The following is a 19,291-nucleotide window of genomic DNA, read 5'->3' on the forward strand; positions in this document are numbered from 1 at the left end:
CCTCGGTGGTCGGCGCGGCCGGGGCGGGGACGGTCGGGACGGCGCCCGCGCCGGGGGTGGCCGACGAGGTGACGGCCGGGGTGGAGGCGGGAGCGGAGGCGGCGACGGACGCCTCGCCGTTCGTCGGGCCGCAGGCCGCGATTCCCACGGCGGTGACGACGGCCAGCGGGACGATCTTCGTAATACGGGCGATAACGGACGCGTTCATGTGACAGTCCCCCCAAGGACATGGTGATGGTGGTGATCGAATGAGCGGGCGCCTACGGTCGCGCCCCGAGGAACCGGCCCGAGCCCCCCGGCTCCGCCGGCTCGCTCTCCCCGCCTCTCACCCTGATAGACGTCCATCCCGCCGGGGGGTTGCAGGCCGGTTCGAAGAATTTCTCCCGGCCCCTCCCCGGAACGAGGCGATCCCGCACGCTCGACGGCCGGCGGGGACGCGACCGCGGACCGGAAGACGCCGTAGCCGCGGGCATCCCGTCAGAGACCCACCTGGCGCGCGCCGTAGTGCGTCCCCCACGGCTGCGAGCCCTGGCAGATCGACCCGTACGCCGGCTGCGGGACGCCGATCCGCCGCTACGGCGACACCGGCGTCCACGCCTGCGAGGCATGCCAGGCGAGGACCGCCCGACGCTGAGCACCAGGACCAGCACGATTGGCTGCCGCAGGGACCGCCAGGGGGCTCGGGAGCACCGGGCGAGCGGGGCAAAGCCGTCCCGACCGGCACCCGCCGCCCGCTACCGTCAACCATGCGGCCCGCCACCTCCGCGGCCGCTCCACCGAGGAGGACCAGGTGACTGCCCAGCCCGACCTCCAGGACACGGCCGCGCCGAGGCCGGCCACCCTACACGAGCTGCGCACCGCGATGTCCCGCTACGGCCTGCCCGGCGACCGGGACCGGTTCGAGCAGGACCTCGCCGCCGCCCTCGACGCGTCCCCGATCGGCGACCTCACCGCGCCGCGCCCCGGCGGGCTGGACGCGGTCGAGAAGCTCGTCGAGCGCCTCGCGGTCTTTCCGCGGCTGGGGATCCCGGTACCCGGCGGCACCGACCCCGAGGTCCAGGCCCGCGCGACCGACGGACGTCCCGGTGCCCGGCCGGTCCCGACGGACCGGACCGAACACGGTCGGAAGCGTCATTCGCCGTCGACATCGGTGTGCCGGCGTAGAGGGGGGAGAAGGAGCGACAGAGCGCCGATGGCGAGCAGGAGCAGGGCCTGCAGGCCGGCAGTGACTGACGCGGCGTCGTGCAGTGGCCAGGCCCAGATGCCGGGTCTGTTGTGTACCAGGCCTAAGGAGGCGCACAGGAAGGGGAACAGCGCGGTGGTCACCGTGGCGACGCGGGCTCCCGCGAGCCAGCGGATGATGAGAGCGAGGCCGAGGTAGCCGGCGAAGTCGCGGGCCAGAGCGGTGGTGGCGCTGCCCGCGCCCGCCGTGGATGCCACGGCGGCGGTCAGCGCGCAGGCCAGGACGCAGGCGGCCATGAAGGCCGCGTCCCATCCGCCCATGGCGCGGACCGCCACGCGTTCCGTGATGCCGTCGGCGCGGGCCTGGCCCTCCAGGATCAGGCAGACGGGTACCAGGGGCAGGAGCGAGGACATGGGGAGGTCGAAGGTCAGGCCGCCGATCACCACGGGGATGGGTACCGTCACGGAGTCGGCGCCGCTGCCGAGCAGGATGCAGGCGAGCAGGCCGACGGCGACGGCGGGAACGTACCTGATGCGCAGCCACCAGATCATCGGGCCGCCTGGAAGGAGGGTGCGCCCGGCTGGTGGTATTGCGCGGGGTCCAGGACCGGCTTGACGTCGCAGCGGCCCACGGTGTCCGCGTTCTTCCGGAACCATGTGAGCTGTTCGGCCTGCGGGAGCGCCATGACCTGGCGGGCGAGCTGTACTTCCTGTGGCCGGTAGCGGCCTTCGACCGTCCTGGGGGTGACTCCGGCCGTGAGCTTGAGCCAGGACGACAGGGGGGCGACGGCCTCGGATCCGGGCCAGCGGGCGAACGGTTCCTTGGCGCAGTCGGGAGCCCCGTTGGGGAGGTATCCCAGTGCGACGAGCGACTGCACCTCGTCCTTGCCGGGGCGGGCGGAGAGCGGTGAGACCGTCGCGGTCTGCGTCAGGCCCGCGGCGTTCAGGCGCTGCTGGGCCTCGAGGGCCCAGTCGGTGATGCGGGCGGCGTCGGCCTCCTGCTCGGGCCACAGGCACACCCGCGGCTCCGTCGTGGTGCAGGTCTGCTCGCTTTGCGGGCGTGCCTGCGCCGCACGGTAGCCGAGAGGTGCGGCGATCCACGCACCTGCGGCTGTCGTGGCCGCCAGCGCCAGGATCGCGGTGATCCGGTTGTTCCCGCGCAGCCGCGTCCAGATCCAGGCAGCACCCACCATCCCGACAGCCACGACGGCCGGGGCGAGGACCGCCCGGGTGGCCGGCACCTGGTCCAGGGCGCAGCACTCGGTGAGGTTGCGGCCGTTGAGCTGGCGGACCCAGAAGGCGTCGAGGGTCGACGGGTAGGCCATCCACAGGAAGCTGGCGATGAGGGTCAGGGGTACGGCGAGCAGCCGCGGCAGCATCTGTCCGAGTACGTAGCCGGCCACGGTGTGTGCGAGGACGACCAGCAGTTCCAGGAGGATGATGACGGGGACGGACCAGCCCGGGAGGCCGCCGGCCTGCGGCACGAACAGGGCGAGGGCAGCCAGGACGGACACGGTGCCGAGGGCCAGGGTGGGGGCCAGGAGGGGGAGGGCGATGGCGGTGGCGGAACGGGTTGGTGCGGTACCGAGGAGCGCGGACTGGCGCACCTTGAGGCCTTCCCAGGCCCCGCAGGCCGCGACGGCGGGTGCGGTGAAGTTGAGCAGGAAGCTGCTCTGGGCGGTGACGGAAGGCCAGTAGCCGTCGGTGATCCAGCCGGTCATTCTGCCGCTGTACATCGCGATCCACACGAGCAGGACGGGCACGGCCCGCACGGCTGAAGAGATCCGGATGATGCTGCGCCAGGGCACGGTCACACCTCTCCGGTGACGATGCCGGCGTAGGCGCTCTCGGCACGGCGTTCCGCGGAGACGGTGCTCGGCGCGAGTGCCAGGAAGGACTCGATGGGCCCTTGATGGCGTACCTGTCCCTGGTCGAGGACGACGACCGAGTCGTAGATCTCGGCCAGGTCCTCGGTCTGATGAGTGGAGACGACGAAACTCGTGAGGCCGCGCAGCTCGCCGATCAGATCCCGGAAGACTCCGCGCTGGACCGGGTCGAGTCCGGCCGTGGGCTCGTCCAGGAGTACGACCTGGGCGCTGTGCACCAAGGTCTGGGCGATCCCCAGCCGTCGTAACTGTCCACCGGAGAGCTCTCCGCTGCGCCGGTCCGCGAGCGAGGTGAGCCCGACCTTGTGGATGGCTTTCTCGGAGTGGTCCCAGGCTTCACTGCGCGACATGCCCTTGAGCCAGCCCGCGTAGGCCGCTTGCTCTCGTACCCGTAGGCCGGGTACCGGCCGTACCTGTTGGGGGAGCCAGGCGACCTTCCGGCGGTAGGCCTTGAGGTCCTTGGAGCTGCTGGTGTCCAGGCCGTCGAGGGTGATGCGGCCGGTCTCGGGCCTGAGAGAGGAGGCGATCAGGCCCAGCAGGGTCGACTTTCCCGCGCCGTTCGGGCCGAGCAGGACACTGCACCCTGTGCCCAGGCGGAGGCTGAAGGAGTCCAGGACTCGGGAACCCTTGCGGTAGCCGAAGGAGCAGTCAGTTACTTGAACAGGCACAGTTACCGATCCGGTTTCATGTGAGCTGGCGAGAGACGTGGTGCGTCCAGCCGGCTGGAGGTTCTTTTCTGCAGGTGTGTGCACCGCCAGGTTTCCGATATGGACTCTATGGGGCGGTGAACGCGCCTTGAATCTCCATGCTTTTTCGCTGGGTGAAGCACGGGCCGGGCAAGGGTTGCCGACCTCGTTCACGGTGATGAATTGAGGTCTTCTGGACTGGCGTGCCGGTCTTTGTGGCGCCTGAACTGAAGGAGGGTGCTCCGGGCGTCGCTGGCATATGCCGGAGCACCCCTCAGCCGAGGGGTGCCGGAAGCGCGCCCATGCCTGGTGATCTGCACCGACCTCCTTCCGGTGAGCCTTGCCACGAGACCTGTGGCGAGAGTTCGGATCCGATCATGCCGCATGAGCGCCACCTCCGTAGCGGCTTCCAGGGATCCGATCGCACGAAACATGACAAGTCGACCATTCGATGACCAATCATATTGCACAGTGCAATGTACGCCTTGCATCTATTGTCGTAAATTCCCTACCAGCCCGCGGGCTCAATTCCCTTGGCCTGGAATTTCTACGCCCTCGAACGTTGCAAATCACTCGGCGAAAACCGGCCGACCGTGCAGGAGTTTCAGAAAGTCTTCGCTCGTACGCAGGTATCATTAATTCGGCACTCCGGAGCTTCCCGAGTGTCGGCTTCGCTGATGGGCGAAGCCCCCGCAGAAGGGGATCAAGGTGCAGGTCACTGGATTCATACGGCGTCGCGCGGGCGTCGTCGTGGCCGCGATCGCGGCGGCCACGATCGCCGGAACGGTGCCGGCGAATGCCGAGGGAAGCTGGAGCTCCTGCATCACCAACTGGATGTACAACTCCGAGTCCCGCTGGTGGACCGACAACCACGCCGACGGGAACTGGACCACCGTCAGCTTCAGCTGCTGCTACCACAACGGTCCGTCGGACTACTTCAACCGCGGCGGGCAGGCCACCATCGAGCTGGGCAGGGACATCTCCTGGTCCCCCGACACCAGCTACGGCGGCCGCGGCAACTCCTGCAACACCGTCGACTGGGGCGAGCGCACCACGGCCGGGCGGTACTACTTCATCTTCAAGGATGACTACCCGCTGAGCGTGGACTCGGTCTACACCGCCTACTGACCGAACCAGCCCGAACGCTGGCCGCCAATGTGCCCGGCGGCGCTGATACCACCGCCGGGCACACCCAGGTCAGCCCGGGAACGGCTCAATCGCACCGCCCCAGAGATGGCCAGGCCTCCACGCTCGAATCGTGAGAGACCTGGCCATCAGCGTACGACGGTTCAGACCGAGCCCCACGGCGCCGCTCTCGCCATCGCCCGCACCACCCGAGCCGGAGCGATCCCGCTGCGCACGCCCGCCTGGCTTCGCCGCGGACCGGAGCAGCGTGAGCCGCCGCCGTCCTCGCTCAGACGATCGAGAAGTCCAGCCACCGCGTCGGCGATCCGGCCCAGCGGCATCGTCCGCCGCGTGAGCTGCGTCGGCTTCGGCCTCTCCGACCCCGTCGCCCACCCGGGACGCCTCGTCTCCGAGGTGCGCGCGCTCCTGTAGACCGCCGTCGACAACCTGCTGACCCGCGAAGCCCTTGGGGGCTTGCTTGAGCCGGATGCAGTTAACGCTGCACGTCCGGTTCTGAGGGGGCCGGGTCACGGGAACGTGACCCTGCTACCCGACCGATCTCAGATCTGCTCACCTGACGGTGCCTGTGCACCCCGGATCCGGCGCCATAGAAGGGAAGGGTGACGATCAATCACATTCCCTTCGTGTCACCGGGTCACGATCACGGGGCGTTGCGTCGCCCCGTGACCACTCCTAGGGCATCCGGGGCAGGGCCTGGTGGATGCTGCCCGGCGACACTGGCGGTCTCGGTGCCCACCGCGTCGGTGATCTCGGGTGCGGTCAGGCCCATCACGTAGTGCAGGCTCGCAAGGTCCTCGTCGGCTGCAGTGGGACGGTGCTCGGTGAGCGGCTCGCTGTTCGGCTGGTCCCACTCGGCGACCGTTCTGCGCAGGATCTGCCAGGCCATGGCGGTGGGGTTGGAGCTGCCCAGCACCTCCGGCCACACCTCGGCCAGTGTGCAGAAGGCCCGGTCAACGATGCGCCCGGCGACGGCCGGCTCGTGGAACCGGACCCGCGCATAACTCAGATAGCGCGGACGGTGCAGCTCACAGAAGGCCGTGAACTCCGGAGGCATGTCCGACAGGTCGAGCGGCTTCGTGTGGCCGGCGGCTCGGTACAGCACCTCAGCCCCTTCGAGGTCCCCGGCTCGCTCACGCAGCATCGCCAGCTTGACCAGGTTGTCGGCGCGGCCGGCGTCGGCCGCTAGGCGAAAGAGCCACCCGGGGTTGTTGATCGAGAGGGCCAGCTTGGCCAACTCGCGGGCCGCATCCTCGGCTGAGCTGACGTAGCCGGAGTCGGTAGCACCTCCACCCAGCAGCTCGATGATCATTCGTACCTCGTCAGCCCGTCGGAGCGGTGTGCGCTCGCTCAGTCGGCGGGCCCCCGGAGATCCCAGGGAGGATTGCTCCAGCAGCGCATCGAACTCCTGGTCGTCACCCACGCCTGTCACGCTCCTCCTGCTGTTTGGCCTTGGTCCGCCACCGGTAGAGCAAGCCTTCGATGGCCCGGACGGACTCGGCGCCCAGGACCTCGCAGATCTCCTGCTGTGAGTATCCGTCGACGGTCATCGCCACTGCGGCTCTGAGCCTCGGATCGTCGATCTCCTCGATGGCGAGCATCACCCGCAGGTTTCCCAGCGCCTCGTCTTCGACGCTCAAGGTGCGCACCGAGTCCTCGTGAACGGCCTTCAGCCGCTTGAGAGCCCGGGACTGCTGCTCCCCGCTGGCCCGCCAGCGTCGGAATTCGTTGGGGAAGTCGTACGCGCAGGCGCCCATGAAGTAGGTGGTGATGCTGGCACCGCCCTCGAAGCTCCAGCCACCCTCGACGAACGCCTGCCGGCGGAAGCGGGGCAGAGCGAGGGCCACGGTCATGGTGGCGAGCTCCTCCCTGAGGTCGTTGTTGAGGTGAAGTTCCTCCAGCTCCAGTTCGTTCGGGTTGAGGCCGAACCCGCGGGCCGCGACGAGCTTGAAGATGTACCCGGAGTGCATCCAGGCCTTCAGCACGGCGATTCCGTAGCGCACGAGCTCGTCGACGAACCTGTCGTACTGCGGACCCTCGAAGCCCTTCTTGGCCAGTAGCCCGACGATCCGCTGGTCGGCCAGCCGCCGGTCGACGCTCTCCTGCAGCTTCTTCGCCCTCGCGCTCTCACGGGACTCCTCCGCGAAGAACGCGTCCAAGATCTCCATCGGCACCGGCATGCCGAGCTCGGTCGCGCCGGGTCGGCCTGCGGGTTGTAGGTCCCGGACGCGCGCGGCCGCGAACTGCGCGCCCGCGTCGTCGCCCCGCATCGTCTCCCCTTCCGATCGTCTCCCGGCCCGATGAGGAACGGGGCCGTCGTCAGGCTCCGCCGGACTCCCTCAGCCTTCGGCGGATGGCCGACCCCTTTTAAGTAGCCCTCCCCCGGGTACCCCACGGACTTTTTCAAGATTTTTTGGAGCGGCTCCGAGGAAACTCGTCCGTGGGGTGCAGGGCCCGGGACGACATAGAAGCGGACGCCCGAATCACCGACAACCCGACGGAGAAGCACGTGAGTTCGCCGACCCAATCGCCGACGCCCCCGCCCGCCCCTGAGCCGTTCCTGACGGTGCGCACCGCCGTCATCCTCCTCGCCGGCGCCCTCACCGGCCTGGTCGTCGGAGGACTGACCTTCCTCGGTGGCGGCCGAGCAGCCACCGCGGCAGTAGCCGGCCTGGCGGCGTTCGGAGCGAGTGTGGTCGGGCTGCACAAGCTGATCGCCTGAGCCCGTCTCGCCCCAAGGAAGGGAAGGACAACCACCGTTGTCCTTCCCTTGGTCCGGCGCGACCCGTCTGACCGGAAGGGGAGGACCACCGTGAACACCGACCAGGTCATCGCATGTGCGGCAGCTGTCTTCGGCGGAGCATCCGCCGGCACCACCTTCTGGCATGCGGCCATCGCCAAGGGCCAGGCGAGAGACGCACGCGAAGGCGCGCAAGCCGGAGGCGGCCGCCGAAGTCGCCCGGCGCCAGGCCCGGGCCGCCGAAGAACACGTGGCTGCCGTGCAGGACCAGGTACGCGCGGCCGAGGAACGGGTCGCGCTGCTGCGCCGCCAGCTGGACGCAGAGGACGCAGAGGACGCCGAACGCCGCGAGGCCGAGCGCCTCACCGACGCCGACCGCACTATGCACATCGGTGCCCCGGCCCAGAACGATCTATCCCCGCGAGCAGCGGGGCCGACCTGATCGACACCGTCGGCGAATACTCCACCCAGGAGCTATCCCCGCGAGCGCAGGGCCGACTCCAACGGGGCGCCGGCCGGGTCGGCATCGCTGGAGCTATCCCCGCGAGCGCGGGGCTGACTGACATGGGTCGGGCCTTCGCCCGGCAGCCCGGGAGCTATCCCCGCGAGCGCGGGGCTGACCCGGCGGCAGTCGGCACGGGGCCAGTGGGGGCTGAGCTATCCCCGCGAGCGCGGGGCCGACCCTCCGTCGGCACGACGCGGTGGGTGCGCGCCGGAGCTATCCCCGCGAGCGCGGGGCCGACCGCTCAGCGCTCCCGGCCGAGGAGACACCGGAAGAGCTATCCCCGCGAGCGCGGGGCCGACGGGGTCGCGGGGATCTTCTGGTCCTCGAACGGGGAGCTATCCCCGCGAGCGCGGGGCCGACTACGAGCCCACCCCGGGTGAGACCGGTGCCGAGGAGCTATCCCCGCGAGCGCGGGGCCGACCCCTGCTCCAGGCCCCGGACGAACCTGTCCAGCGAGCTATCCCCGCGAGCGCGGGGCCGACCCCCGAGGCCGGTGTCTACCGAATCACCATGAGGAGCTATCCCCGCGAGCGCGGGGCCGACAAGTTCGTCAGCCTCAGCAGCAGGTCGATGCCCGAGCTATCCCCGCGAGCGCGGGGCCGACACTTCCTGACCTGCTGCGATTGGGCTCAGAGTGCGCCAATTTATTCAGTTCGAATCCGGAGCCCGACGTGTGCCGGGCCAACTCGCCAGCGGCTGTCTGTCTCAGCTGCGCCCCGGCGAGCCGACTCTGAACCTTCGCCAGCATCGTACGGTCTGTTGTCAGCATGGGTACAGGAGACGGGTTCGCCGGTGGCCTCGTCGGTCAGGGCCCGGGGCTGAGAAGCTGACAAAGGACGACCTCCAGCTCGGCGATGCCGCCGCCCTCGGCGCCTTACCGATCGACCGCCTCGCCGCTGTCGCCGAAGTCGTCGCCGCATACCGCCGCTGCGTGATCCTGCGGACATACGAGGTCGACCCACCGCTCGACCGCGAGCAGCCGACTGTGGATCGGGTCGTTGTGATCAGCCCGGCCGTATCGGCCCACACCTGGGACACAAAGCCAGCGGGAGCGCCGCTCACTGGTCCCGGTGGTTCGGGAGGAAGATGGCCATGGCTGCGGCGACCAGCGCCCATGCACCGAGGACGATGCAGGCGCCTCCCACCGTCCACGGCCACTGCTCCGTGGTGGACTGCTCGTGGCCGATGCGTTCCCATGCCTGGGGGATCGTCATGTGCCGGAGGCTGATGGTGAGGTGCTTCTCGCTGCTCAGCGTGGAGGGCAGGACGAAGAGCAGGGCGATCGTGGCCACGATGGTGAGCACGCTGTGCCGGATGGCCGCGGCCAGCCCCATGCCCACGAGGGCGGAGACCGGAGCGAGCAACGCGGAGGCCACGAGCAGGCGCACGACCCCGGGATGCCCGAGGCCGACAGCGGCGTGCTGGCCGGAGAGGATCGTCTGGGCGACACCGAAGGAGAGCAGGGCCAAGCCCGCACCGAGGGCGCTCGTGGTCACGGTGACCACCGCCACCTTCGCGGCCATGGCCGAACGGCGGTCGGGCACGGCCGTGAAGGTCGTCCGGATCATGCCGGAGGTGCACTCGCTGAGGATCGTGATGGCGCCGATGGCGCCGACGCCGACGATCAGCAGCGTGGCGGCACCGGTGGAGAACGAGTCGGCCAGCCCCCCGAACATCCGGAAGTACGCCCGGTGCTCCTCGTCGGACCGGCTGTAGTTGTCGAGATCGCCCACGGCGGCGGTGACCGTGGTCGTGAGGACCAGCGCGATGGTGGCCAGGAAGGCCCAAGGGGTCGAGCGCAACGACCACAGCTTGATCCACTCGGAGGCGAACAGATCGCTGAAGCGGGGCGCGGGCTCCAGGACCGGCACGTTGGGCACTCCGGTCGTCTGCGTCGTGGTCTGCGCGGTCACCTGTTCTCTCCTGCGAGGTACTCGACGCTGTCGGCGGTCAGCTCCATGAACGCCTTCTCCAGCGAGCCGGTGCGGTTGGTCAACTCATGGAGCAGGATGTGGTGTTCGAAGGCGATCTCGCCCACCCGGTCCGACTCCAGCCCGACCACGGTGAGCCTCCCGTCGGCCTCGCGCTGCACCGAGGCGCCCTCGGCGCTCAGCAGTGGCGACAGTGCCGCCGGGTCCGGCGTACGGATCACCACGCTCCGGCCGGCCCCGCGGGCCGCGAAGTCCGCCACGCTCTCGGCGGCGATCAGCTCCCCGCGGCCGAGGACGACGAGTTGGTCGGCGGTGTGCTCCATCTCGGACATCAAGTGGCTGGAGACGAAGACCGTACGCCCCTCGCCGGCGAGTCGGCGGAACAGGCCGCGCACCCAGTGCACGCCCTCCGGGTCCAATCCGTTGAGCGGCTCGTCGAAGAGCAGCACGGGCGGGTCTCCGAGCAGCGCGGTGGCGATGCCCAGGCGCTGGCGCATGCCGAGGGAGAAGCCTCCGATCCGGCGGTCCGCCGCGTCCGCGATGCCGACCTCGCGCAGCACCTCGTCCACCCGGCTGCGCGGGATCGCGTTGCTGCGGGCCAGTGCCCTCAGGTGGAATCGGGCGGTGCGCCCGCCGTGCACGTCGCCGGCATCCAGCAGCGCGCCGACGTGCCGCAGACCCCGGGGCAGCGAACGGAACGGGCGGCCGTTGATGGTGACGGACCCGCTGGTGGGGGTGTGCAGGCCGAGGAGCAGGCGCAGGGTGGTGCTCTTGCCGGCGCCGTTGGGGCCGAGGAACCCGGTCACCTGGCCGGGCTTCACGGTGAAGGTCAGGTTGTTGACTGCCAGCTTCTTGCCGTAACGCTTCGTCAGCTCGCGGACTTCGATCATGTGGCCCATCGTGCGGCCCGCGTCGTGTTCAGTGCATCGAACCCGTGGTGGCAGTCGTCCGGCCGGCCTGTCAGCCACGGTTGTACACCCGTGGTCCGATGCCCGGTCAGCACCTCCTGGCTACCATCGGCGCATGTACGCCACGTCGACCCTCCCGCTGCTGAAGCGCGTGCCACCTGGCGCCTGGACAGCCTTCAGCTGGCTGGTGGTCACTGTCTACCCCACCCTCCTCGTCGGGCGGGACGGGGCCACCACCTGGTTCACCAGCATCGCCATGGACGGGCACTCGGCGACGAACAGGGACTGGAACATGGTGTGCGCGGCCGGGCTGGTGGCCCTGGCGGGCAGCGCCCTGCTGGCTCGTCGGCCGCTGGCCGGCCTCGCCCTGCTGATCACCGCCTCGGTCGGAGTGACGAACGGCTGGTCGGCCGGGTCGCAGTTCCCGGCCCTGCAGTTCGTCTCGGCGGACATCGCGCTCCTCGTGATCACGGCCACCCGCCCGCGGCGGACGGCTCGCACCGCCACCGCCATGCTTCTCGGCGTGCTGGTCGCACACATCGGCATGGTCCCCCGCACCGACACCACCGACGCCCAGGGCGCGGTGCTGCTGGCCGTCATCGCCTGGCTGATCGGTCGCTCGATGCACCAGTCCCGCGAGCACGCGGCACAACTCGAAGCCCAGGCCGCCGCCCGGGCGGTCACCGCCGAGCGGCTGCGGATCGCCCGCGAACTGCACGACGTGGTCGCGCACACGATGGGCATCGTCGCCCTTCAGGCCGGCGCGGCGCGGCGGGTCATCGACACCCAACCGGGCCGGGCGCGCGGCGCGTTGGGCGAGATCGAGACCGCCAGCCGGGAGACGCTGTCCGGGTTGCGCCGGATGCTCGGTGCCCTCCGGCAGCCAGAGCAGGGTTCGGATGCCGAGCCGGCCCCGCTGGAGCCCGGTCCCGGTCTGGCGAACGTCGAGCGGCTCGCCACGACCACGACGGCCGCCGGTGTCCGGGTCGACGTCCGCTGGACCGGCGAGCACCGGACGCTTCCCCGGGAGATCGACATGTCGGCCTTCCGGATCATCCAGGAGGCGGTCACCAACGTGGTCCGGCACGCGGACGCCACGGAGTGCCGGGTGTCCATCGACTGCCAGGAGTCGGAGCTGACCATCGAGGTCCTCGACCGGGGCCGCCGGCACCCGTACGGCAGGACCACCGGGTCCGGCTTCGGCCTGGTGGGCATGCGTGAACGGGTCGACCTGCTGCACGGTGAATTCTCCGCCGGGCCGCTTCCCGAGGGCGGCTTCCGCGTCGCCGCGCGCCTTCCCGTTCCCGAGGGGGTCCGATGACGATCCGCGTGGTACTGGCCGACGACCAGCCACTCGTGCGCGCCGCCCTGCAGATGGTGATCACCGACGCCCCCGACCTGGAGGTGGTGGGCGAGGCCGGCGACGGCGCCGAGGCGGTCGAACTGACCGCCGCCCTGGATCCCGACGTCGTGGTGATGGACATCCGGATGCCCGGCATGGACGGCATCGAGGCCACCCGGCGGATCACCGCCGGCCCCGGGAGGGCCCAGATCGTCGTGCTCACCACCTTCGACGACGACGACTACGTCTACGCCGCACTGAGGGCGGGGGCGTCCGGCTTCCTCGTCAAGGACATGGCGCTGGACGAGATCCTCGCCGCGGTACGGGTGGTCGCCGCCGGCGACGGCCTGATCGCCCCCGGCGTCACCCGCCGGCTCATCAAGGAGTTCGCCGACCGCCCGACGGCCACGTCCTCCGCCGAACCCCGGCGAACCATCACCGGCATCACCGACCGGGAGCGCGAGGTGCTCACCCTGATCGGCCAGGGGATGTCCAACCCCGAACTCGCCGAACACCTGGTGATCAGTGTCGCCACCGCCAAGACCTACGTCACCCGGCTGTTGTCCAAACTCAACGCCCGGGACCGGGTCCAGTTGGTGATCATCGCCTACGAGGCGGGCCTGGTGACCCCGTAGCCCCGGTGGGGGTCGACGGGCCGGTGTGCCCGCGTTCCGCGCCCCCGCCGCCGGTCGGCCACAGGGCCGGCAGGATCGACGGCACCACGCAGTCGCGAAGCCGCTTGGCGGCGAACAGGACGCCCAGGCTTCGGCTCCGGCAGCTCCGGCGGCAGCAACGGCTCGATCGGTCTCCCCGTACGGTGCGGTTCTGACCGTCCGCGCCGGGGTCGAATCCCTCGGGCAGGTACACAAGGTACTTCGGCTGCGCCAGGATGTTGATGACGGTCTCGGGGACCAGATCCCTCAGGGCCGACCAGCGCAGGAACTCGCGGACGGTCCCGAGGTGGGCGTTCGCAGTGCCGGGCCGGCGGTGTCTCGGCTCCGGATCCGGGCGTCGTCCTCTCGGCGGCAGCGGCTCGCGCACCAGCCAGCGCAGGTATCCAGAGAGGTTCTGCAGGCTCGGCCGGGTCAAGTCGAACCCCCAGGGCCGTGGCGTAGGAAAGGTAGAGCGCGATGCGGCTTGCGTAGTTCCTCTCGGTGTTCACCGAGGCATCCGCGGCGCGCAGGCCATCGAGGTAGTCCACCGACGGCAGATGGAGCTGGAAGTCCTCGTCGATCACGACCCGCCGTGACGACCCGTCCGCTGTCACCGCCCTCTCTACTCGGAAGCAGCGGTGGAGTGGTGGCGATATAACTGACGTCACTGAAATCCCTGCTGCTACTCGTTAGGCACGTGAGTATCAGGCTGCTTGCCTCACATGCCAGACGGCTGGGTACAGCCAGAGATCACGTTGGCGAAGGCACAGCACTTGCCGGTGGTCCAGGTGTCGGCGCCGACTGGCGGGGAGGCACCTCGTAGGAACGTCACCGGTGTCGGCCACGTCGCTTCCTTGGACTCCGCCCGGCGGGTCCAGTCGTTCACAGGCCCAGGCCGCTCCGCCTTGGGCGCCGGGTCGGTTGCGGGTTCTGCCCGGTAGCGGCGAGACGGGCCGCTGAGCGCCTGAGGGTGATGCGGTCGGCGGCCTGAGGGTCGGGGGTGGAGGCGAGCCGGTGGTAGAGGCCCTGGGCGGCGAGGTCGGCTCCGAGCGCCGAGACCACCGTGGCGAGGGCCCGCTCGGCGGCCGCGCTCGCCTGGCCGGCGGACCGGTACTCCTCGGCGAGCTCGGCACGTCGGTCGGCGGGCAGCGGCCGGGCCGGCAGCCGGTTGTGCCCGGGGCCGGAGGCCCGCATCATCAGCCGCCGGGTGTCGGCGAGGCGCTCGGCGAGGACCGCGTGGTCCTCGGCGAGGTGCTGAAGGCGGGCGGAGATCTGACGCAGGACGTCGCTCCACACCGGCAGGGCCGCGGCGATGTCGCAGGCCTGACGGGTCGGTCCCCCGTGGCCGTGGGACAGCCGCCAGGCCGGGTCGGCGTAGAGGAGCCGGCCAACCCGGTCGACCAGGGCGTGCGACTCCGCGGTGACGGCGGAGAGGGTGTTGTCGGGAGCGGAGCGCAGGGGGAACCAACAGGCGCGTACGCGGCGCCAGGCGAGCTCGGCCGCTTCCCAGGCGGTATCGGCGGCGTGGACGGACGCGAGGTGGGCGGACACGGTGGCGGGAGCGTGGGTGGCAGCGTGGGTGAACAGCAACCGGGTCAGCTGGTAGACGGCGAAGGCGTTGGAGGCCGCGGTGCCCATGGCGGAGGCCGTGTGTGCTTGGGAGTCGTCACCCACCTGTACGGCGCGCCAGCTGATGTCCGCGAGCCGGTCGGCCGAGGCGGCGGCGCCGGCGCTGAGCTGCGCAGGGGTCTCCGCAGTGCGGGGCGGGTCCGGCTGAAGCAGCGCGCGGGGCCGTACGGTGTCGAGCGCCGCGCCGCCGATCCGGACGTCCGGGTCGGCGGCGAGCGCCCGGACCTCCTGCTGCACCACTGCCAGCTGGTCGACGACCCGGCCGAGTCCACGGATGCGTTCGGTGAAGGACGCGCTGGAGGTGGCCTCGCCGAGGCGGCCCACCAGGTCCGCGACCGTTCCGGCGAGAGCGAGGACACGGACCAGGACGGCGGTGCGCAGGTGTGTGCTCTCCAGGGCGAGTCCGTGCCGGGTGAGGGGTCGGCCGTCGGGATCGGTGTGGGTGGCGAGCAGGTCCAGGCCGGTGCGCAGAGCCTGGATGGCATGGGGGACGTACCTGGGTGCTTGGAACGCCTGGAGGGCCGTGAGGGCCGGCGGCTTGCCGTAGGCGGCTCTGAGCTGTCGGGCGGCTTCGGCCAGGGCTACGTGCAGCCGGGCCCGGCAGGCACTGTCCGGTGCGGGGCCGGGGCCGGTGGGCGCCCGGTCGGGGAGGGTGTCCACCGGTTCCCAGGCGTACCGGGTCTCCACCGCGAGGAAGAGGTCCAGCAGATCCGCGACCTGATGGCCGACGGTCCGTCGGTAGAGCTCCGAGCTCCGCTCGATCGGCAAGTAGTCGGCATCGCTGAGGTAGCTGCCGGCGAGCACAAGGAACTCGCCGAACTCCGCGCTCACCGGGCGGTCTCCGCCGGGCGGAGCGTGGTGCGCACGGCGGCGGCGGTGTGCCCGAGGAGGCGAACGGCAACCAGGACGGTGTAGGCCTCGTCCGGCGTCGCCGCGGTGGCGGCCGCTGCCGAAAGCCGAAGCTCCGCCTGCTCCAGGAATTCGGCCAGCCGTCGGCCGTCGGCGAAGGTGAGGTCGGTTTCGGGGTCGTCGCCGTCGTCGGGCTCCGGCAGGAAGCCGCGGAGCTCGATCGCGTGGTTGAAGGTACCGCAGGCGGCCAGGGTGTCGCCGCCTGTGTCGGTGGTGACGGCCAGGGCCCAGTACCCGGTCTGGTTGGCGAGGGACCAGGCCGCCGAGAGCGGGCCCTGGATGCCGGGCTCGGCGAGGCGGGCGGCGAGGCGGTCGAACCAGGCGGTCGTCATGGCGGACTCCTTCGTCAGGTGTTGTCGTGGCGGTCAGGGTGACCGATCCGGCCGTCCCAGGGGGCCGGTAGCGCGGGTTCCTGTGGATAACCCGGGGGTTGTGGGCGAATCCGGTCACCCGGACGGGGGATCAGGTGACGATCCGGCGGACGGCGACGACCTGGTCGGGGCCGCTGCCGGCTGCTCTCCAGGCCTGGTAGCTGCCCGTCCGGATCTGGAGGCCGGTGCGGGGGGCCTCCAGGAGGAGGCCGTCGCCGATGTAGAGGGCGACGTGGCCGGGGCGGCCCGGATCGCCGTCCGTTCCGGTGGTGAAGACGAGGTCGCCGGGCCGGATGCTGTCCGGGTCGACCGGTTGCCCCTCCCCGACCTGGGTGAACGTCGAGCGGCTCAGCCGGATCCCGGCGTGGGCGTAGGCCTGCTGGACCAGGCTGGAGCAGTCGCACCGGTGGGAGGGGGCGGTGCCCAGCGGGTCGGTGCAGTCCCCGCCGAAGGTGTACCAGCCGCCGCGCTGGGCCAGGGCCCAGCGGATCGCGGCGGCGGCCTGCGGGTGGGTGCCGGCCGGGACGTCCCACCCGGGTGGAAGGGCGCCGTCGGCGGGGCCCTGCGGCCCGGCGGACAGGGGAGCGGTGAAGTCCGGGACCGCGGCGACGACGGCGGCGACGTACTGCCGGGTCTCCTGGTAGGGCGGGATGCCGTGGGCGGCTTCGACGGCGTGCCAGCCCGCGTTGTAGCCCGCGAGCGCGAGCTGCCACAGGTCGGCGTCGATGCCGGAGTCGCGGGCCTGGCGGATCAGCGAGCACATCATCCGGCCCTGGGCGTCGATCGCGTCGGCCGGATCGAACGGGCTGGTCACACCGTTGCCGTCGGCGTCCCGGCCCCAGGTATGCCAGGTGTCCGGGACGAACTGGGCCATGCCCTGGGCGCCCGCCGGGCTCTGGGCGTTGGGGTCGAAGCCGCTCTCCTGGTGGAGCTGGGCGGCGAGCCGGGGGGAGGTCAAGCCCTGGTCGCAGGCCCCGGCCGCGCGCTCGATCATCGGGACGTACCGGGCCGGGACGCTGCCCGGCCGAAGGGCGCTGCCGTACGGTCCGCGCCCGGGAGCACTCGCCGCGGCCGGTGTGTCGGTGGCGGCCATCAGCAGCACCAGGGCGAGCACCCCGGCGGGCGCGGTGGCCGCGCCCGCCGCCAGCAGGATCGCCCGTTTGGGCATGGTCCAGGTCCCTCGATCGTGTGGTGCCCGACGGCATGTCAGATGCCGACCGCCCCGGGCGGGCCGGCGCTGACGACGCGCGCGTACCCGGAGGTGGGGAAGGGGACCAGCGGCGGCCCGCCCCTGCAGGGTCGTACTGCACCGACACACTCCCGATCACTATCAGCTCCCAGTCGATCGCCGAGTGTAAGCAGAACGGCCGTCACTGTGCTAGACAGTGCGGCTACAGCCAGTGATGGCCACGGATGGCATCGCTGATCATCGGTCAGGTCAGGTGGGGGTGAGCGTCGTGGGCAGGTCCGCGCCCGTGGCCGGGCTGCACTCCGGCGCCCGGCTGGTCGTCCCGGTGCTGGGGGCGGCAGCCGGCTGCGGCCGGAGCACCGTGGCCCTGCTCGCCGCGGCCGGGCTGGCCCGGCTCGCCCCGACGGTGGTGCTCGACTGCGCGCCGACCGCGCTGTCGCCGTGGCGCCGCTGGCCGCTGACCGGCGGCACCGGGCTCGCCTCCGTGCCCGCCGACCGGTCGCTCCACACCGGTCAGGTCCGCGCGGCCGCCTCGTCCTGCCTGGACGGCCTGGTCCAGGTGCTCACCGACCGCAGGCCCTGGTCGCAGCCGCCGCTCGCGCTGCCCTCGGCGCCGTCGGCGTGGCCGGCGCTGGCGGGGATGGGCGGCTGGCGGGTGAGCGTGGCGGACACGGCGCTGACCGTCGCGGACGACCTCGGTGACGCCGGGGTCCGCTCGCGCACCGCCCGGTGGATGCTGCTGGAACGGGCCGTGCCGGTGATCTGCGCGCCGACGTCGCGAGAGGGGCTGGAGGCGGCCGCCGTCGCGATCGCCGCCGCCGAGAGCGCGGGACTGCCGCTTCAGCGGTGCGTGCTGGTGCTGGTCGGCGTGGCCGGAGGGATGCCGCGGCAGTGCCGGGCGGTCGCCACCATGCTCGCTCCCCGGGTCGGCGCGGTGGTCCGGGTGCCGCACTGCCCCGCCTGGCGGGCGCACGCCCTGCGGACCGACCGGCTCAGCCGCCGGTTCGAGGCGGCCGGCTCCCAATTGACCGACACCCTGATCACCACGGCCGAGAGGTCCTGGGGCCCGCTGCGCGCCCCGGCCGGGACGGCCGCCACTCCGGAGGACCCCTCGCATGACGACCTCTACGTCCCTGCCGGCGGCCCGGCTGACCGCCCTGCCGCTCAATGACCCCACCGCCGCCCCGAGCGGGTCGTTCTACGACATCGGGAAGAACTTCACCCCGCAGGTCCCAACCGGGGAGGTCGGCAGCGCGCTGACCACGATCGTGAACTGGACGATGGGGATCTGCCTCGCCCTGGTGGTCGGCGCGCTGTGCGCGTGCGCCGCGATGGACTCGTTCGGCAGCATCTCGGACAAGCCGGACGTCAGTGCGCGGGGCAAGGCCGGCATGCCGAAATGCTTCCGGGCGGCCGTCGTGATCGGGCTGGCCTGGCCGATCGTCTACCTCGGCGCGAGCCTGAAGGGCTGACGAGGTGTACTCCGTCGAGCTCCGTCGGCACCGGGCCCTGCGCAGGCTGGCCACCGGGGCGGCCTTGGCAGCGGCCGCCGCCGCGGGCGCGGTCGCCGTCCTGCTCTGGCAGACCGGGCCCGAACCGGGGGCCGGCGCTGCCGCCCCCGCCACGGCTTCGGCTGCCGCCGTGCCTCCGTCCGCGAGCCCGTCCACGGTGGTGGATGCGGTGCCGTTGCCCGCGCCCGCCCGGGTCGAGCAGGGCATCCCGGTCGGCTACCCGCACACCCTGGCCGGTGCCGTGTCCGCGGCCGCCCACTACACCGAGGCCCGCGACCTGCTGAGCCCCGACGCGGCCCCGGCGCAGATGATGGTGATGGCCGGCCAGGGCGACGAGAACTTCTTCAAGCTGACCTCGCTGGCGATCGCGGACGCCCGGGACTGGCGGCGCCTGCTCGGCCTCCCCGAAGCCGGGGGCAGCACCGGCTCGGACTTCATCGCCCTCCAGGTCCGCGCCTACCAGGCAACTCCCGTAAGCGCGGACGCCGTCGACGTGTGGCTGCTGACCACCCAGACTCCCACCGTCAGCGGCATCCAACACGGCACCGGCGTCTTCGCCATCGCCGCCCCGGTGGTGTGGAACGGAGGCGACTGGCACCTGATCGAAAAGAAGGTCACGCAATCCCCGGTCGTCGAGGATCCGGGTACCGCGCAGGCTGACGCGGCCGGCTGGAGGCCCGTTGCCTACCAGCACTAGCGTGCGGCG

17 protein-coding genes, 1 pseudogene and 1 CRISPR repeat array are annotated in these 19,291 nt (G+C 71.3%); of the genes and pseudogenes, 7 read left to right on the forward strand and 11 right to left on the reverse strand.

The genetic code is table 11. The annotated features are described in order from the left end of the window. From ACFU6K_RS00005 to ACFU6K_RS00020, 4 genes and pseudogenes are all read right to left on the reverse strand, one after another. A pseudogene (locus ACFU6K_RS00005) lies at positions 1–208 on the reverse strand (hypothetical protein); the annotation flags it as partial. A 923-nt stretch (positions 209–1,131) separates the two neighbouring features. Continuing rightward, complete coding sequence (locus ACFU6K_RS00010; protein WP_380659942.1) at positions 1,132–1,734, reverse strand: hypothetical protein; 603 nt, start codon at positions 1,732–1,734, stop codon at positions 1,132–1,134. Further along, a complete protein-coding gene (locus ACFU6K_RS00015) occupies positions 1,731–2,990 on the reverse strand; it encodes a hypothetical protein (protein ID WP_380659943.1) in 1,260 nt (419 codons plus the stop codon). The genes ACFU6K_RS00010 and ACFU6K_RS00015 overlap by 4 nt, the downstream gene beginning before the upstream one ends. Positions 2,991–2,992: 2 nt before the next feature. After that, positions 2,993–3,736 (reverse strand): ATP-binding cassette domain-containing protein, encoded by a 744-nt coding sequence (locus ACFU6K_RS00020; protein ID WP_380659944.1) that lies wholly within the window; start codon positions 3,734–3,736, stop codon positions 2,993–2,995. A gap of 726 nt (positions 3,737–4,462) precedes the next feature. On the opposite strand from ACFU6K_RS00020, the gene ACFU6K_RS00025 reads away from it, so the two are divergent. Continuing rightward, the gene (locus ACFU6K_RS00025; RefSeq protein ID WP_380659945.1) at positions 4,463–4,882 is read left to right on the forward strand and encodes a hypothetical protein; all 420 of its coding nucleotides are present in this window, start codon (positions 4,463–4,465) and stop codon (positions 4,880–4,882) included. A 658-nt stretch (positions 4,883–5,540) separates the two neighbouring features. Here ACFU6K_RS00025 and ACFU6K_RS00030 read toward each other — a convergent pair. Both ACFU6K_RS00030 and ACFU6K_RS00035 read right to left on the reverse strand, forming a co-directional pair. Further along, a complete protein-coding gene (locus ACFU6K_RS00030; RefSeq protein ID WP_380659946.1) occupies positions 5,541–6,320 on the reverse strand; it encodes a hypothetical protein in 780 nt (259 codons plus the stop codon). Further along, positions 6,313–7,167: a hypothetical protein gene (locus ACFU6K_RS00035; protein WP_380659947.1), complete on the reverse strand. Its 855-nt coding sequence runs from the start codon at positions 7,165–7,167 to the stop codon at positions 6,313–6,315. Before ACFU6K_RS00035 ends, ACFU6K_RS00030 begins: the two co-directional genes overlap by 8 nt. A gap of 239 nt (positions 7,168–7,406) precedes the next feature. Between ACFU6K_RS00035 and ACFU6K_RS00040 the strand changes: the two genes are divergently transcribed. Further along, the gene (locus tag ACFU6K_RS00040) at positions 7,407–7,619 is read left to right on the forward strand and encodes a hypothetical protein (RefSeq protein WP_380659949.1); all 213 of its coding nucleotides are present in this window, start codon (positions 7,407–7,409) and stop codon (positions 7,617–7,619) included. A 427-nt stretch (positions 7,620–8,046) separates the two neighbouring features. Further along, positions 8,047–8,746: direct repeats of the CRISPR family, unit length 28 nt; unit sequence GAGCTATCCCCGCGAGCGCGGGGCCGAC. 454 nt (positions 8,747–9,200) lie between these two features. Here ACFU6K_RS00040 and ACFU6K_RS00045 read toward each other — a convergent pair. Further along, complete coding sequence (locus tag ACFU6K_RS00045; RefSeq protein ID WP_380659950.1) at positions 9,201–10,055, reverse strand: ABC transporter permease; 855 nt, start codon at positions 10,053–10,055, stop codon at positions 9,201–9,203. Beyond that, positions 10,052–10,963 carry an ABC transporter ATP-binding protein gene (locus ACFU6K_RS00050; protein ID WP_380659951.1) on the reverse strand — a complete coding sequence of 304 codons (912 nt, stop codon included), beginning with the start codon at positions 10,961–10,963 and terminating at the stop codon, positions 10,052–10,054. The genes ACFU6K_RS00045 and ACFU6K_RS00050 overlap by 4 nt, the downstream gene beginning before the upstream one ends. A gap of 133 nt (positions 10,964–11,096) precedes the next feature. Between ACFU6K_RS00050 and ACFU6K_RS00055 the strand changes: the two genes are divergently transcribed. Continuing rightward, a complete protein-coding gene (locus ACFU6K_RS00055) occupies positions 11,097–12,302 on the forward strand; it encodes a sensor histidine kinase (protein ID WP_380659952.1) in 1,206 nt (401 codons plus the stop codon). Then, entirely contained in the window at positions 12,299–12,958 is a 660-nt protein-coding gene (locus tag ACFU6K_RS00060; protein ID WP_380659954.1) for a response regulator, read from the forward strand. The genes ACFU6K_RS00055 and ACFU6K_RS00060 overlap by 4 nt, the downstream gene beginning before the upstream one ends. 900 nt (positions 12,959–13,858) lie before the next feature. Here the strand turns inward: ACFU6K_RS00060 and ACFU6K_RS00065 are convergent. The 3 genes from ACFU6K_RS00065 to ACFU6K_RS00075 all read right to left on the reverse strand — a co-directional run bounded on the left by ACFU6K_RS00065 (position 13,859) and on the right by ACFU6K_RS00075 (position 17,053). Continuing rightward, positions 13,859–15,436 (reverse strand): hypothetical protein, encoded by a 1,578-nt coding sequence (locus ACFU6K_RS00065; RefSeq protein WP_380659955.1) that lies wholly within the window; start codon positions 15,434–15,436, stop codon positions 13,859–13,861. Then, on the reverse strand, positions 15,433–15,846 hold the full coding sequence (locus ACFU6K_RS00070; RefSeq protein ID WP_380659956.1) for a hypothetical protein: 414 nt from the start codon (positions 15,844–15,846) through the stop codon (positions 15,433–15,435). The genes ACFU6K_RS00065 and ACFU6K_RS00070 overlap by 4 nt, the downstream gene beginning before the upstream one ends. Positions 15,847–15,976: 130 nt before the next feature. After that, positions 15,977–17,053 (reverse strand): NlpC/P60 family protein, encoded by a 1,077-nt coding sequence (locus ACFU6K_RS00075; protein ID WP_380659957.1) that lies wholly within the window; start codon positions 17,051–17,053, stop codon positions 15,977–15,979. Between the two features lie 289 nt (positions 17,054–17,342). Here ACFU6K_RS00075 and ACFU6K_RS00080 point away from each other — a divergent pair, with 289 nt between their 5' ends. From ACFU6K_RS00080 to ACFU6K_RS00090, 3 genes are read left to right on the forward strand one after another with little or no spacing between them, the layout of a single operon-like run. Continuing rightward, entirely contained in the window at positions 17,343–18,245 is a 903-nt protein-coding gene (locus ACFU6K_RS00080) for a hypothetical protein (RefSeq protein WP_380659958.1), read from the forward strand. After that, the gene (locus ACFU6K_RS00085; RefSeq protein ID WP_375875824.1) at positions 18,190–18,546 is read left to right on the forward strand and encodes a hypothetical protein; all 357 of its coding nucleotides are present in this window, start codon (positions 18,190–18,192) and stop codon (positions 18,544–18,546) included. The genes ACFU6K_RS00080 and ACFU6K_RS00085 overlap by 56 nt, the downstream gene beginning before the upstream one ends. A gap of 4 nt (positions 18,547–18,550) precedes the next feature. Then, positions 18,551–19,282, forward strand: a complete 732-nt coding sequence (locus ACFU6K_RS00090; protein WP_380659959.1) for a hypothetical protein — start codon at positions 18,551–18,553, stop codon at positions 19,280–19,282. Positions 19,283–19,291: the final 9 nt, after the last annotated feature.

Source organism: Kitasatospora sp. NPDC057512 (assembly GCF_042802135.1).
GTDB lineage: Bacteria > Actinomycetota > Actinomycetes > Streptomycetales > Streptomycetaceae > Kitasatospora.

Coding starts and splice junctions, on each gene's coding strand:
- ACFU6K_RS00010 (WP_380659942.1), bottom strand. CDS start 1,734: ATGATCTGGTGGCTGCGCATCAGGTACGTTCCCGCCGTCGCCGTCGGC.
- ACFU6K_RS00035 (WP_380659947.1), bottom strand. CDS start 7,167: ATGCGGGGCGACGACGCGGGCGCGCAGTTCGCGGCCGCGCGCGTCCGG.
- ACFU6K_RS00050 (WP_380659951.1), bottom strand. CDS start 10,963: ATGATCGAAGTCCGCGAGCTGACGAAGCGTTACGGCAAGAAGCTGGCA.
- ACFU6K_RS00055 (WP_380659952.1), top strand. CDS start 11,097: ATGTACGCCACGTCGACCCTCCCGCTGCTGAAGCGCGTGCCACCTGGC.
- ACFU6K_RS00060 (WP_380659954.1), top strand. CDS start 12,299: ATGACGATCCGCGTGGTACTGGCCGACGACCAGCCACTCGTGCGCGCC.
- ACFU6K_RS00070 (WP_380659956.1), bottom strand. CDS start 15,846: ATGACGACCGCCTGGTTCGACCGCCTCGCCGCCCGCCTCGCCGAGCCC.
- ACFU6K_RS00075 (WP_380659957.1), bottom strand. CDS start 17,053: ATGCCCAAACGGGCGATCCTGCTGGCGGCGGGCGCGGCCACCGCGCCC.
- ACFU6K_RS00085 (WP_375875824.1), top strand. CDS start 18,190: ATGACGACCTCTACGTCCCTGCCGGCGGCCCGGCTGACCGCCCTGCCG.